This window comes from Bacteroidota bacterium, from assembly GCA_016714535.1.
Taxonomy (GTDB): Bacteria; Bacteroidota; Bacteroidia; order AKYH767-A; family OLB10; genus JADKFV01.
The window spans coordinates 305,571-320,407 of sequence record JADKDR010000002.1; the positions used below are offsets into that span (position 1 = coordinate 305,571).

Here is a 14,837-nt window from a genome sequence, read left to right on the forward strand (position 1 = left end):
TACAGAATGCAACGGAGTTTATTTATTTTAATATCTGCAATATGCATTCTTATTCAAGCGGCCAAGAGTCAGGCTGATTACACGCTTACTAATTACACTGCTAAAAATGGCCTTCCACAAAATAGTGTGAAGTCATTAGAAATAGATAGTTCGGGATATTTATGGCTTACTACCGAAGGCGGTGTGGCGCGTTTCGATGGTAAGCGGTTTTCGATATTTGATTCGCGCAACACTCCTTTTTTAGTTACTAACCGCTTCATTTCGATAGAGCGCGACTGGCAAAACAATATGTATGTGAATGATGCGCATCGCGGGTTATATAAACTGGAATACAACCGGATTGAATTGGTCAACAAAGGTGACCGCTTTAACTATCGGTTTATATTAATGAAAGGTGCCATGCCCTCCTTAAACTTCTACAAACGCATTGTAATTGATAATTCAGATAGAGTATCGGATTGGGGCTGGTTGGAGCAGCCAGCATATATCCTAACAAAATCGGATTCGCACTTTTATGTATCGGGTAAAATTGGTTTAATAGAGTATCGCGACACTTCCATTATAAAAACTCACTATTACCAATCTTTTACACCAACTTATTTTTTCTTACTTAACACATCTATCTATTGCTGTACCAAAGATGGCTACATTTATTTTTTTGATGAGGCAAAAGGAAAATTCAAATTGTGTTTAATAAACAACCAACCAAAATTAGAATTCTTGCCCAGCGATTTTTTCTATTACTACAAATCTTCACTCGCCATTATAAGAAGCGAACGCAAATTATTTAAAATTAAACAGCATGATTTTCCAAATCAACTTCGGGTTGATGCTGTTAATTTAACCTTGCCTGATAACACCCGCATAAATGATGTGGAGTATAGCGATGCCAATCATTTTTTTGCTGTTGGCACCGATACCAAGGGACTTTTAATTTATAAGGAGAAACAGTTTAAATCAATTATCTATCCTACTCCTGAAGAAGGCACTAATAATGCATACTATTGTCAAATGGTGTATGATAGCAATACCGTTTATACTAACTGGCAAAGATTTTTTACTGCCAACGGAGGTACTAAGTCTAGTCTTCCACTCTTTGATTTGCATAGCAACTTGTACAAAGACAAAAACCAATATATCTGGTACAGGCACAATCAGAAATCTTTCATATACCATATACCATCAGGCAGTAAGAGGCAGTTGCCCTTTTCGCCTAACGAAGCGCCAATGGTATTTTACGAAGAAGGCGACACCATGTGGATAGCCAATAAAAAAGGAATTGGATATAGCATCAACTATGATTCTATAAAATATGTATATCAGGCCGATTGGACCATTGAGAATTTAATCCCGTTACAATTACTGAAAATAAACAACCAATTATGGATGAGCAATTGTAATGGACTGCTTACTTATGATATAGCTAATGGCAAAACGCAATATATACGTGAGTTACAAGACCAATGTGTGCGTAATATTACCCTTGCCGATTCGATGCTCTTGGTTGGGACGTATGGCAATGGATATTACGTTATGCTCCATAACAAATTGTTTCGCATTCCGGTTGATGAAAATAATTTTCTTTCGCATGCTCACAGCTTTTTAATTGATAAGAAGAAAAGTCTATGGATAACAACAAACAATGGACTTTTTAAAACCACAATCAGTCAACTTGCCAACTATTGCAACGATACAACACAGATTATTTCGTATCACTATTATGGAGAAGAAGACGGGATTCTGAATACAGAATTTAATGGCGGAGTTATGCAAAATACGGTACGCTTGCCTAATGGCTATGTGTCGCTGTCAAGCATGGATGGACTTGTATGGTTTGTTCCTGAACAAACAAGCGCGCCCGTGCAAAACAATCCTTTGCAACTTGACAAGGTTATATTAAATCACAAAGAAGAAATAAAGACACTCAAAGGAATGCCTGCCGGTGTCGAAAACATTCAATTTGTTTTTAGCTCACCCTACTGGGGAAATAGCGCAAATCAACAGATAGAATATCGCCTGCTGCCTTTTGGCCGCAAATGGATCAGACTCGAAGAAGGAAATCTGGCAATATCATTTAATAACCTACGATCGAAATCGTATACGCTGGAGCTGCGAAAAATTGCTGACATATACAGTAACCGTTATATGACGTTGTCAATACCATTTTCTATAACACCCCATTTTTACGAAAGCAACTGGTTTGCTGTTCTTATGGCCATAATGGCCATGGGGGTGATTGTGCTTGGTGTAAAAATTTATACTAAAAACATAGAAAACCAAAACCGACTTCTTGAGAAAAATGTTGCCGCACGTACTTTAGAACTCAGCACCGCCAACAGCGAGCTAATTAAAATGGTAACCGTAAAGGATAAGTTAATTTCAATTATCTCGCATGAGATTGTTACCCCATTAAAATTTATGAGCCTTGTTGCACGCACCGGTATGCGTGATACTACCTCCGACAATCAACAGTTGGTTTCGGCACTTAATGATATACAAAACACCTCAGAAAAATTACATGAGAATTCGCAGAACATCCTGAATTGGATGAAACACCAACACAAAAATATTGTGGTTTCAAAAAGCAATGTATCTGTTGCTGCAATGATAGATACGGTAAGCGAAGCCTTATCGGGAATGATTAATGCAAATCAAACAGAAATTATCAATGAAGCATCTTACGATGATCTCATCATTACAGATCCTCATCTATTAAATATTATTCTTAGAAATTTAATTACCAATGCAGTAAAGTTTACCATAGGCAAACCCATACAGATTACAACTCAAAAAAAAGGTGAGCACTATTTTATTCAAATAAAAGACAAAGGCAAGGGCATGAATCAAGTTCAATTGTCCCGTCTTCGCGATGTTATAGCTAACAAAAACATTCCGCTTGAGAACCCGATGGAAGGGGCGGGAGGGAATGGTCTTGGCTATGTGATAATTGCAGAACTTATTGAACTAATAGGTGCCCGTATAACTATTGAGAGTCAACCGGGGCAGGGCACAACTGCTACTATCGATATAACACAACCATAAATGGATGTATCTTGCAATTTCAACTTCCCACAAAATTAATTCGCTTGAAGTAAATAGATGCATTTACTTTTTTAAGTGATCATCAAGCCATCTAAAAAATTCTCGTTGCCACAAAATAGAATTTTGTGGTTTGGTTACCCAATGTCCTTCGTCAGGAAAGTATAAGAACCGCGAAGGGATATTGCGCAATTGTGCTGCGTTAAAAGCCTCCATACCTTGAGCCAGTGGGACACGATAATCTCTTTCGTTATGTATAATTAAAATGGGGGTATCCCACTTGTCGATATAATTAGCAGGATTATACACAGTGTACGACTTGGGTTGTGGTTTCTTCCAATAGGGGCCATCATAATCATTATCTACAAACCAGGTTTCTTCTGTTTGGCCGTACATACTTATAGTGTTATAAATACCGCAATGAGCAATAAATGCTTTGAAACGTTTATTATGATTGCCTGCAATATAAAACGCACTATAGCCGCCATAGCTTGCACCAACGCAGCCCAGGCGATTCTTATCTACATATTTTTCTGTTGCAACATCATCAATAGCCGACAACAAATCTGTTATTGCCTGCCCGCCATGTTCCCCTTGTATGGCATCGTTCCACTCTTCGCCAAAACTTGGTAAGCCTCTGCGATTAGGGGCTACTACAATATAACCCATAGCTGCCATTAATTGAAAATTCCATCGATAACTAAAAAACTGACTAACCGTACTTTGTGGCCCACCCTGACAATAGAGTAATGCCGGATAGGTTTTTGTACTATCAAAATCGGGAGGGTATACTACCCACGTTAACATGCTCTTGCCATCGGTGGTTTTTACCATTCGCTTTTCGGTGCGTGCCAATTTTAATGATTGCAGCAGGGTATTATTTACTCCCGTTACCTTATTTACTATTCCTGTTTTAATATCTATTTTACAAACCTCGGTAGGCATGCTGTGACTGCACACAGGCGCTATTATCAATGTGTTTTTATCGTCCCCGCTAATGCTTATATCCTGAATATCATTTCTAACATTAGTTATTTTACGCATGGTGCCGGCATCTTTGCCTGCAAGGCTATACGTTAACACCTGATACGTTGCTTCCATACCTGCAATAAAATACAGCTTCGTACTTTGTGCATTTACAACTACTTTGGTTACGCTGTAATCAAAGTTAATGAGTAATTCTTTTTTATTACCTGTGGCAAGATCATACATCATAAGACGGTTACGGTCGGCTTCATATCCTGCCTTTTCCATACTCAACCAAAAGAGATATTTTCCATTAGGAGAACACACGGGGTCCATATCGTAGCCGGGCATCCCATCGGTAAGATTGCGTGTACTACCACTCGTAATGGTATACTCGTAAATATCGCTATTGGTACTTTTGGTATAAGCTGTTCCTTGCAACTTGCGCGATGCGTAATACAGTTTAAGTCCATCGTGCGAAAATGTAATTTGCTCTTCGCCTCCATCAGGTTTTATAGGGCAATCCCATTTTTCGTTAGGCATAACATCCATGGGAGATCCCGTTATGGCACCCTTATTATATCCTTGAACAAAAACATGTGAGTAGGTATAATCATGCCATACATTCCAATGCCTGTACATTAATCCATCAATGATGCGGGCATCCTTTACTTTTGGCAAATCCATATATATTTCGGCAGGGTTCTTATCAAGTTTAACATCGGCACTATACCAAATATAATTAAGCTGTGGAGAATAGCCAAAACCTGTAACTCCTCCATCAACATTGGTAATCTGCTTTTTGTCAGATCCATCTGCATTCATTTCCCATACTTGCGCACTACCATTTGTATCATCAAGATATGCTATACGTTTGCCCCCATCAATAAATTTTGCCGAACTCTCGTTTCCCTTTCCATTGGCCACCGCCATGTTGTTGGTGCCATCCATGTTGATGCGGTATATATCGCTGTTCCCCTTATTTTCGTTTATGTCCATGGTACGCAGGTTGTAAATGATGGAAGCACCATCCGGAGAAAGCCGTGCTTCGCTTACACGCTTTAGCGTTTGAAGCACCTCAGGAGTGAACGCGGTTTGCATCACATCCGTAGCCATAGGCTTAGTATGCAAGGTAGTTGATTGCACGTTGCGTGACTTAGTTTGCGCAACTAATATGTTTAACACTGATGCAGCTATTAGTAAGCAAGAAATTTTTTTCATTTCAAAATGATTTAGAATTGTGGCAAATGTGCTAAAAAAAAGAAACGTATTTGCTTGTTTTTTTGCGAATGGGTAAGGTGTCAATTTAAGATATAGCAGAGATGTTTGTCGCAGGAAATTTTGCCTGTTCCAAATATATATCCTTTCGATGCCAGACTTTTTTTGAAATAAAGAAAAGAGGCACAAGAGATACTGACACGTATGAATACTATTTTTAAGAAGTGTTTCTTACTGCTGCATGCAACTCACAGGTATCAATTAATGGCAGGCTTGTTTTTCGTGCCTTAATTCTGAGCTTAAATCCTTCAACCAATAAGTACATTACCGGAACTAATATTAAGGTGAGGAAGGTGGCAAACCCAAGCCCAAATATCATTGTCCAGGATAAAGGCCCCCAAAATGCTACACTGTCCCCCCCTAAAAAGAAATGTGGGTTAAAGTCGGTAAAGAGTGTAACGAAGTCGATATTTAAGCCTATGGCTAAAGGCACCAAACCTAAAATGGTGGCAGTAGCCGTAAGTAATACAGGAGTGACACGAGTGCGACCAGCCTCAACTATTGCCGGAAATAATTCCATTCCTTGCTCGCGTAATAAATCAGTAAACTCAACTATTAATATTCCATTTCGTACAACAATTCCTGCTAAGGCAACAATTCCTATTCCGGTCATAACAATTACAAAATCCATATTAAAAATAGCAACACCTAAAAACACGCCTATCATTGAGAAAATAATTTCGGTAAGAATAATGAGCGATTTGCTTATCGAATTGAACTGCGTTACTAAAATTAAAATAATAAGCAACAGAGATATACCCATTGCGTTTCCAAGAAAACTCATGGTTTCTTCCTGCTGTTCAAGTTCGCCACCCATCTTAATGGTTATACCTTCGGGTATCGGATAATTTGCAATAGCTGCCTGCACCCTTGCAACCGTTTCATTAGGATTGGCGCCTTCCAGTACATTGGACGAAAGAGTAACGGTTCGCTTTTGATTTTTACGAATAATGGCATCGTATGTTTTATTATAATCGATGGTGGTAAATGATGAAATTGGTACTTGCCTAACCATACCACCCATACTCATATCGCGGTAGGTTAATCTCAAGTTATTCAAAGCATCGAGATTATTTCGTTGCTCTTCTTTGTAACGAATCATAATCGGATAATCTTCGTTACCATCTTTGAATTTACTAGCCTCGCTACCATAAACTGCATTGCGAATTTCCATTCCAATTTGAGCAGTCGATATTCCTTCGCGGTTGGCTCGTTCGCGATCTATATTAAAAGTTATTTGAGGCTTATTGTCTTGCAGGTTGGTACGTAATTCTTCAACCCCACTTATTTGCAAGGAATCCAGAAAGCGATTTATATCCGAAGATATTATTCCAAGCTCTTCAAAATTATCGCCACTTATTTCTACTTGAATAGGTTTAGAGGTGGGTGGGCCGCCTTGCTCACGGTCAACAGCTATTTCGGCACCGGCAATTCCTTTTACTGCTGTGCGAATTTTTTCTATATAGTCACTTGTATGGGGGCTTTTGCGTTTAGCATATTCTACAAAAGCAACGGTAACTTTAGAACGGTGCGAGTAGGTGGCTCTATCGTTTTCTCTTGGGTCTCCGGCAGCAACAGCTACATTAGCTATAATGCTGCTCACATCGGGGTTGTTATCTCCTACTACTTTAAATATGCGCTCTTCCACAATTTTTGTAACGCTATCTGTATACGCAGTGCTGGTACCGGTAGGCATATTGATATAGGCATAAATAAAGTTAGGCTCTGACTCTGGAAAAAACAAAACCTTTGGACTGCGCAAGCCTAACAACACAATAGAGAAAATAAACAAAGCAAACGTTGCTACTAATATTTTTACCGGATTGCGCAAACTTGCTGCAAGCACTTTGGAATATGCATTCTGTACCCCAGGCCAGGTTCTGGTTTGAAATTTTTTTATCATTCCTTCTAAAATAAATTTATAGAAGATATAGACAAGTAGCATGGTCATAGTAAAATTGCCAATGCCGATAGCACCTTTGTTGCCGGTAGCAAAACCAGGCACGTAAAACATGAGAGCCAAGGCAACGAATACAATCACCGTTACAAGAAGGCCTTTATTGATTTTAGATTTCGACTGACTATGCTCGTCATGCTTTTTCATGAAATCAACTGCAAATACGGGGTTAATGATATAGGCAACAAGCAATGAAGCAAGCAAGGAAATGATCATGGTGATAGGTAAGTAAAACATAAACTTACCAATAAGACCTTGCCAAAAGGCAAGCGGTATGAAAGGCGCAAGAGTAGTTAGTGTTCCGGATAGTACCGGGTAAAAGACTTCGCCCGCAGCGGTCTTGGCTGCCTGTTTTATAGGTACTTTTCCATTATCAAATATTCTGTGTGTATTTTCTATTACTACAATGGCATCATCTACCACTATACCAAGTGCCAGCAGGAACGAAAACAACACAATCATATTTAATGTAAAATCAATACTGGGCAAAACCATAAATGCAATGAACATACTTAAGGGCACACTTAGCGCAACAAACAAGGCATTGGTAGCACCCATAAAAAACATTAGCACAATGGTCACTAATACAAATCCGATGATGATGGTATTAATTAAGTCGTGAAGTGTAACACGTGTGTTGGTGCTTTGGTCACCAGTTAGAACTATATTTAGGTCCTTAGGAAATTCTTCCTTTTGAAGCCGCTCAATTACTTCTTTTATTTTATCTGAAGCATCAATTAGATTTTGTCCTGTTTTACGAATTACATTTAAGGTAATTACGCTTTTGCGGTTTAAGCGGGCAAAACTCTCTGCTTCTTTAGCTGCAAATTTTACCTCTGCCACATCTTTCAAATAGATAGGAGAACCATTTATTGTATTAACAACAATATTATTTATCTGTTCAACATTTTGAAATTCGCCACTAATCTGCAATGAGCGTTTCATTTGATTTACTTCGGCAAGACCTCCGCTAATGGTCATGTTTTCGAAACGGATGGCACGTTCAATATCACCAATCGACAATTGTGCAGCTTGTACTTTATACAAATCAACATTTACCTGAACTTCACGACTTAGCGCCCCACCCATATCTACACGAGTAATTTCTTTGAGCGATTCTATTTCATCCTTTAGCCTGTCAGAATAAGATTCAAGTTTATCGAGGCTGTAGTCGCCACTTATATTGACCTGCATCATTGGGAATTCGCTAAAGTCCACTTCGATAGCCGTTGGCCCTGAGGTAAGGTCGTTGGGCAAATCGCGCTTGGCTTTATCTATGGCATCTTTCACCTTTTGCTTGGCATCGCTTACACTTACATCGGTTCTAAACTCAACCACTACATTGCTAAAATCCTGCAACGAATTGCTTGTCATTTTATTTACTCCCGAAATTCCCTTTAACTGCTTCTCAAGAGGTTTCGAAACCAGGTTCTCCATATCGAGCGGTGAGGTGCCATTATAGAATGTAGTAACAAAAATGGTTGGTATTACGATGTCCGGAAATTGCTCTTTAGGCAATGCCTGATAAGAAAAAATTCCAAACAAGGTGATGATTACTGTCAAAACATAAACACTTGTTCTGTTATCGATAGCCCAACTCGAAATTTTGAACTCTTTAAATTTATCAATCATACTTTTTTATTTTATGTAAGAGGATAGGGTAATATTTGGTGTTGAGAATTGTTATTAAAATTCAATTGCATCCCCTTCGTTCAATCCTTGAAATCCTTTAACTATTAATTTATCACCCTCTTTGAGTCCGTTTTTTACTTCTACCATACCTTGATAGGTGCTTCCCGTTTCTACCATGCTCTTTGCTGCTTTCACTTTATCGCCAGTAGTATTTGCAATAACTACATAGTTGCCGTTGGCATCTGATTGAAGTGTATTGATAGGTATTGTAATGGCTGTTTTATTGTTATAGTCCGCTACCTTCATAATGGCAACCATGCCCGGACGAAGGCCTTCGGTGTTCGACTCCAAGCGTGCCTCTATAGTAAATGTGCGGGATAATGGATTAATGATTTTTGATACGAAAGTGGCCTTGGCAGTAATGGTAGCATTCGCATCAGGAAAAGTTAAAATTATTTCATCGCCAACCTTCACTTTCGAAATATTTGCTTCGGCAAGTTCCCCTTTAATTTTCAATCCAGTTAAGTTTACCACATTAATGCAAGGCATACCGGGTGCAATGGCCTGTCCTTCTTTAATGCTCACTAAATCAACCGAGCCATTGATAGGTGATTGTATTTGTGCCATTCGCCATTGCTCTCTAAGTGTGGCCATCTTTCTTTCAAGCGCATCCTTATTATTTTTTGCGCTCATGTATTGTATCTCACTTCCTATTTTTTGCTTCCCAAAGGTTATCTTGTTTCTTAAACACTGTAGTTGCAAAATCAAGTTGGGTTTGCAATTCATTAATGCCTTGCAATACAACTGCATCATCAAGGGTAGCTAATATTTGTCCTTTGGTTACTGCTTGCCCTTCGCGTACCAAAATTGACTTAATGGTTCCAGGCATTTGAGGCGCTACATTTACATTTTGATCGCCATCCACCTTAGCCTGCACATCTATATAATGTACGAATGGTTTTTGCGTTAGGTCAGCAACCTCTACTTTTCTGGTTTTTGTGCTTGCATCCTTGCCTGCTAATTCTTTGCGCAGGGTATTAATTTTATCATTTAATGCAGCTTGCTCTTTTATTAACTTGTCCAGCTCAGCTTTTTTATCTGTGGAGGTCGATCCACAGCCCACCATTACCAGGGTTAATACAACAATGGATAATTTAGTGATTGAGTATTTCATATATAGTGATGTTTACTTTTTTTTAATAAATGTTATTTTATAGCTCCTATCGATTTATCTAAATCAATTTTAGACACAATGGCATTGTACAATGCATTAAAATAGTTGCTGCTAGCTTCTTGTACAGCTGCTTCAGCATTTACAACTTCAATATTACTGCCAACACCTTCATTATATTTAATGCGCGTTACATTCAAAACCTCCTCTGCAAGCTCCTTGTTTTTCTTTTGTGTTTCTAACGAGGCTAACGCATTTTGAAGATTTATTTTCGCTGTCATGTTTTCTAAACCCGAGGCATTTTCAAATTGTTTAATTCCGTTATCCAGTTTTTTAAGGGTAAGTTTTTCTTGCGAAATTCTTGCACGTTTTTGAAACCCATCAAAAATGGGCAAATTGATACTGCCTCCAATAATTCCTGTTGGATACCATTTTTGCTTTGTATCAAATATATCAAACTCATTTCGCAATGCTTGTCCCTGCCACGAGCCATAAGCCACGATGTTTGGTAAATAAGCGTACTGATTGCGTTTCACGTTTAGCTTTTGCAATTCGCGTGTGGTTAATAGCACCTGATACTCGATGCGATTATTCACATTTACATTTTGCAACGAACTGCTGTAATTAGACAAATCATCATCGGTTAATTCATCGGTAAGTATAATGGAATCATTCACATCCATGCCCATTTGAAATTTCAATACATACTCGCCAAGCAAAAGCATCCGATCAATATTCTCTTTTTCAGTCTTAAGATTATTAAGTGAAACCTCTAATCGCTTTTTATCAATTTCCTCTACAAATCCTTCTTTATACATCGCTTCGGTTTCGGAAAATAGTTTTTGCAAGCGATTGATATTACTAACTAAAATTTTTGCACGCTCGCGACTTACTAAAACATTGTAATACGATTTTCTGATGGTGGCAGAAGTTTCAATTTTAACTTGTTCAGCAGTTTTTGCAGTAAGTTCCTTATACTTATGCGAAGCCTTGAGGCCTATAATGTATGTGCCATCAAATATTAGCTGAGAGGCGCTTATGCTGCCAGTAGCAACATATTTGGTAAAAAAAGTGGCCGGCACTGAACCTGGCAAGTCGGGCGGTGCATTGCTGAGCAGTTGTTCGGCAGCTAATATATCATACACCACCTTACCAAAGTTTGGAAACAACACAATAGGTGCTTTGGCATAATACTTCAAATCGCCCTGAGCCGTTATTTGAGGTAATCCTATCCCGGTTAATTCAGAAATTTTCTTTTTTGCAATATCAATATCAAGCAGAGCGTTTTGAACATTAACGCTATTCTGCATGGCAAATGCCACTGCTTGCTCTGCACTGAAACTATAAGTTTGGGAACTGTCCTGAGCGGCCATTTTATGTATACAGGCCAATTGCAGGAGCAATAAGACAAATTTAAACTTCATATTATTAGTGTATGTTAATCTAGTTTTAATTATTCGGTTTCGTTTACATCAAGCAACTTATTAATCAACTTGTGACCTTTTAATGTGGCAATCCCAAACAGAAAGTGTTTCATAAGTTCAATGTGTACATCAATAAAATTGTATTTATGAACCGGAAAACTTCTTCCATTAATTATCATTTCAATTTGGAGTAAGCGTAACCTGCTAAGTATTTTTATTTTCAAATCACTACGGTAATATCCTTCTTTCATACCTCGCTTCAGATTTAGCTCAATCATACTGTTTACACACTCCTCCATAAAATTATTGAACTCGTTCCATGCCTGATGATGATATTTTATCAAGTCATAAAACATAACCGGATTGATAACACCAAATTCGTTTGACATATAATTCATGGTAGCTACAATTTCTTCAATGGCATTCTTGCTGCTTGTAACAAACGAATTTATTTGCTGCTGATTTTTACTCATTTCATCGTGAAGTAAAGCTAGTACCAGTTCGTTCTTATCATCAAAGGTCTCATAAATTGTCTTTTTACTAATACCAGCATGTCGGGCAATATCATCCATGGTTATTCTCTTAATACCATGCTGATACATCATGGATCGTGCTGTATCAATAATTTTTAGGTGTGCAGGATGTACGTTCATTTTCAAAATCAGGGCACAAAACTATGGAAACTTTATAAGCATGCAAAGTTTATTTTGTATTTTTTCACATTTTCCCCTTAGGTTGACCTTTTAGTTCAAATATATATTTACTTTGCACTACGTTATAATTATAATCAAAAACAAATGAAAAAAACCATGACATTCTTCTTTGGCTTACTTGCATTGGCAAGTCAAGCACAAATTATTGTTGACACCAATACCCCTTTACCTCAAATGGTGCAAACTTTTGTTGGCAACGGAATCACCATTAGCAATGTAGCCCACACCGGTGGCCCAGGTAGTATTGCCTTGTTTTCGGGTGCTACTAATTTGCCTATTCAAAACGGACTTATGTTATCATCAGGGTTTATTGACTCCACTATTAATCTGCCTGCATCAAGCATGGCAAGTGGATATGGCAGTGCCGTTGGAGATGCTGATTTATCTGTATTGACCGGCACGCCCACGTTTGATGCATCGGTTCTTGAGTTTGATTTTGTTGCTTCGGGCACTATTGCAGAATTCCGGTATTTATTTCTAAGCGAAGAATACAACGAATTTGTGGGTTCATCATTTAATGATGCTTTTGCCTTATTTATATCTGGTCCAGGGATAAACGGTGCAGATAACATTGCCTTAATCCCCGGAATCAACCTTCCGGTAGCTATCAATAATGTGAATAATGGCAATGCCGCTGGACTAAGTAATGGCCCTTGTTTCAATTGCGCCTTTTATATTGACAATTACAATGATTCAACATTTATTTTTGATGGCTTAACTACTAAACTTACCGCTTCTCATGCCATTACTCCAGGCACTACTTATCATTTGAAATTAGTGGTGGCCGATGCTTCTGATATGATTCTTGATAGCGGTATTTTGCTTGAAGCTTATAGTTTAAAATCAACCGGCAATTCATCACTTGATGAAATAAAAGATATCAATCACTTCTTTGTTCAATTAGAAAATATAGTTTTGTTTCAAAATATGAAAACAAACAGCACCGTTGCTGTAATTGATGCTGCCGGTAAAACTGCCATAAGTACTTCTGCTACGAATAGCAAGACAATTGACTTAAGCGCACTTTCTGCAGGTATTTATACCTTGCAGATTCATCAAGGTGAATCGTTACTTCGCACAAAAATTCTGGTAAAATAATTGTAGAGCCAATCAAAATGAAACTCGGTACCAATAAGTATCGGGTTTTTTGTTTTTATGAATTCAATTTAGAGCCGCGCGCTTCTATTACTTTCTAATAATTACTTTTACCACCTTACTTAAGTTTATGAAAAGCCACGAAGCAATAAGCGTATTTGATATTTTTAAAATTGGAATTGGACCAAGCAGTTCGCATACACTTGGGCCATGGCGAGCCGCCCAGCAATTTGTAAATGAAATAATGGGGCTGTCTGATTTGGCGTTAGTGAAACAAATAGAGATAACTTTATATGGTTCGCTTGCGAAAACTGGCAAAGGGCATGGCTCTGATATAGCAGTACTACTTGGGCTAACAGGTGCCGACCCGGTAACGTTTGATACTGCGCAGGTTATTCCGGTTTTCGAAAAAATAAAATCTGATAAACGAATTTTGCTAAACCAGCAAACGGAAATACCATTTGACTATAATGTTGATTTGATTTTTTTGCGAACCGAGTCATTGCCTTATCATCCCAATGCAATGAAAATAAAAGCCACCTTTAATAATGGCAACCAACATGCATCGGTTTTCTATTCAATAGGCGGAGGATTTGTAGTTAAGGAAGGCGAGGTTAATCAAACAAAAAATACACAACGGGTAAAATTTGAAATAAATGATGCCGATGACTTACTGCAATGTTGCATGCGTGCAGGTAAGAGTATAAGTAACCTGGTGTTGGAAAATGAAAAGGCATGGCGCAAGCCTGCCGAAACAAAGGATGGTGTGCTACGCCTATGGCAAACTATGCGCGAATGTATGTATCGCGGATGTCATACCACAGGGCAACTGCCCGGTGGACTGCATGTTACACGCAGGGCGGCAAGTATAAATGCCAAGTTGCTGCATGGTAGCACCTACCATAATCTTGAAACTTGGGAACAACAAATAAAAAACACACCACCACTATTTCAAACTATATTGAACTGGGTAAGTTGTTTTGCGCTATCAGTTAATGAAGAGAATGCATCATTTGGCCGTGTGGTAACTGCCCCAACCAACGGTGCAGCAGGGGTTATACCTTCGGTAATGATGTATTATAAACTATTTGCCGGTGGCAATACCGATGAAAAGATGATTCGCTTTTTGCTTACAGCATCCGAAATTGGTAGTTTATTTAAAAAAGGCTCCACCATATCGGCCGCCATGGGCGGGTGTCAGGCGGAAATTGGTGTATCTAGCGCTATGGCTGCCGGTGCACTTACCGAGTGTCACGGTGGTAGTATACGTCAGGTGATGCAAGCTGCCGAAATTGCGATGGAACATCACCTGGGTATGACCTGCGATCCCATTGCAGGTTTGGTACAAATACCCTGCATAGAACGAAACAGCATGGGCGCTATAAAAGCAATAACCGCTTCGCAACTTGCTCTTCAAGGCGACCCGGATTCGGCTAAAGTATCGCTTGATGCCGTAATAAAAACAATGTGGGAAACAGCCTTAGACATGAACAGTAAGTATAAAGAAACAGCTGATGGTGGTTTGGCTACTAATATTCCATTAAGCCTGAGCGAATGCTAGC

General features: G+C 38.7%; 9 protein-coding genes. 3 read left to right on the forward strand and 6 right to left on the reverse strand.

What is annotated here, in order from left to right; translation table 11 throughout:
- The first annotated feature begins 6 nt into the window (after positions 1-6).
- Positions 7-3,042: a hypothetical protein gene (locus IPO27_04385; GenBank protein ID MBK8845836.1), complete on the forward strand. Its 3,036-nt coding sequence runs from the start codon at positions 7-9 to the stop codon at positions 3,040-3,042.
- A 63-nt stretch (positions 3,043-3,105) separates the two neighbouring features.
- Here the strand turns inward: IPO27_04385 and IPO27_04390 are convergent, their stop codons facing one another.
- The 6 genes from IPO27_04390 to IPO27_04415 form a co-directional block, all read right to left on the reverse strand.
- The gene (locus IPO27_04390) at positions 3,106-5,226 is read right to left on the reverse strand and encodes a S9 family peptidase (GenBank protein ID MBK8845837.1); all 2,121 of its coding nucleotides are present in this window, start codon (positions 5,224-5,226) and stop codon (positions 3,106-3,108) included.
- Between the two features lie 214 nt (positions 5,227-5,440).
- Positions 5,441-8,872 carry an efflux RND transporter permease subunit gene (locus IPO27_04395; protein MBK8845838.1) on the reverse strand — a complete coding sequence of 1,144 codons (3,432 nt, stop codon included), beginning with the start codon at positions 8,870-8,872 and terminating at the stop codon, positions 5,441-5,443.
- A gap of 54 nt (positions 8,873-8,926) precedes the next feature.
- Positions 8,927-9,565 carry an efflux RND transporter periplasmic adaptor subunit gene (locus IPO27_04400; protein ID MBK8845839.1) on the reverse strand — a complete coding sequence of 213 codons (639 nt, stop codon included), beginning with the start codon at positions 9,563-9,565 and terminating at the stop codon, positions 8,927-8,929.
- A gap of 10 nt (positions 9,566-9,575) precedes the next feature.
- Complete coding sequence (locus tag IPO27_04405) at positions 9,576-10,046, reverse strand: biotin/lipoyl-binding protein (GenBank protein ID MBK8845840.1); 471 nt, start codon at positions 10,044-10,046, stop codon at positions 9,576-9,578.
- Between the two features lie 32 nt (positions 10,047-10,078).
- Positions 10,079-11,467, reverse strand: coding sequence for a TolC family protein (locus IPO27_04410; protein ID MBK8845841.1), 1,389 nt, complete (start codon positions 11,465-11,467; stop codon positions 10,079-10,081).
- Between the two features lie 29 nt (positions 11,468-11,496).
- On the reverse strand, positions 11,497-12,120 hold the full coding sequence (locus tag IPO27_04415) for a TetR/AcrR family transcriptional regulator (protein MBK8845842.1): 624 nt from the start codon (positions 12,118-12,120) through the stop codon (positions 11,497-11,499).
- Positions 12,121-12,264: 144 nt separating this feature from the next.
- Between IPO27_04415 and IPO27_04420 the strand changes: the two genes are divergently transcribed.
- Together IPO27_04420 and IPO27_04425 are read left to right on the forward strand one after the other, a co-directional pair.
- Entirely contained in the window at positions 12,265-13,278 is a 1,014-nt protein-coding gene (locus IPO27_04420) for a T9SS type A sorting domain-containing protein (GenBank protein ID MBK8845843.1), read from the forward strand.
- Between the two features lie 127 nt (positions 13,279-13,405).
- Positions 13,406-14,836: an L-serine ammonia-lyase gene (locus IPO27_04425; protein MBK8845844.1), complete on the forward strand. Its 1,431-nt coding sequence runs from the start codon at positions 13,406-13,408 to the stop codon at positions 14,834-14,836.
- Position 14,837 lies beyond the last annotated feature (1 nt).

Coding starts and splice junctions, on each gene's coding strand:
- IPO27_04400 (MBK8845839.1), bottom strand. CDS start 9,565: ATGAGCGCAAAAAATAATAAGGATGCGCTTGAAAGAAAGATGGCCACA.
- IPO27_04425 (MBK8845844.1), top strand. CDS start 13,406: ATGAAAAGCCACGAAGCAATAAGCGTATTTGATATTTTTAAAATTGGA.
- IPO27_04410 (MBK8845841.1), bottom strand. CDS start 11,467: ATGAAGTTTAAATTTGTCTTATTGCTCCTGCAATTGGCCTGTATACAT.
- IPO27_04395 (MBK8845838.1), bottom strand. CDS start 8,872: ATGATTGATAAATTTAAAGAGTTCAAAATTTCGAGTTGGGCTATCGAT.
- IPO27_04415 (MBK8845842.1), bottom strand. CDS start 12,120: ATGAACGTACATCCTGCACACCTAAAAATTATTGATACAGCACGATCC.
- IPO27_04405 (MBK8845840.1), bottom strand. CDS start 10,046: ATGAAATACTCAATCACTAAATTATCCATTGTTGTATTAACCCTGGTA.
- IPO27_04390 (MBK8845837.1), bottom strand. CDS start 5,226: ATGAAAAAAATTTCTTGCTTACTAATAGCTGCATCAGTGTTAAACATA.
- IPO27_04420 (MBK8845843.1), top strand. CDS start 12,265: ATGAAAAAAACCATGACATTCTTCTTTGGCTTACTTGCATTGGCAAGT.
- IPO27_04385 (MBK8845836.1), top strand. CDS start 7: ATGCAACGGAGTTTATTTATTTTAATATCTGCAATATGCATTCTTATT.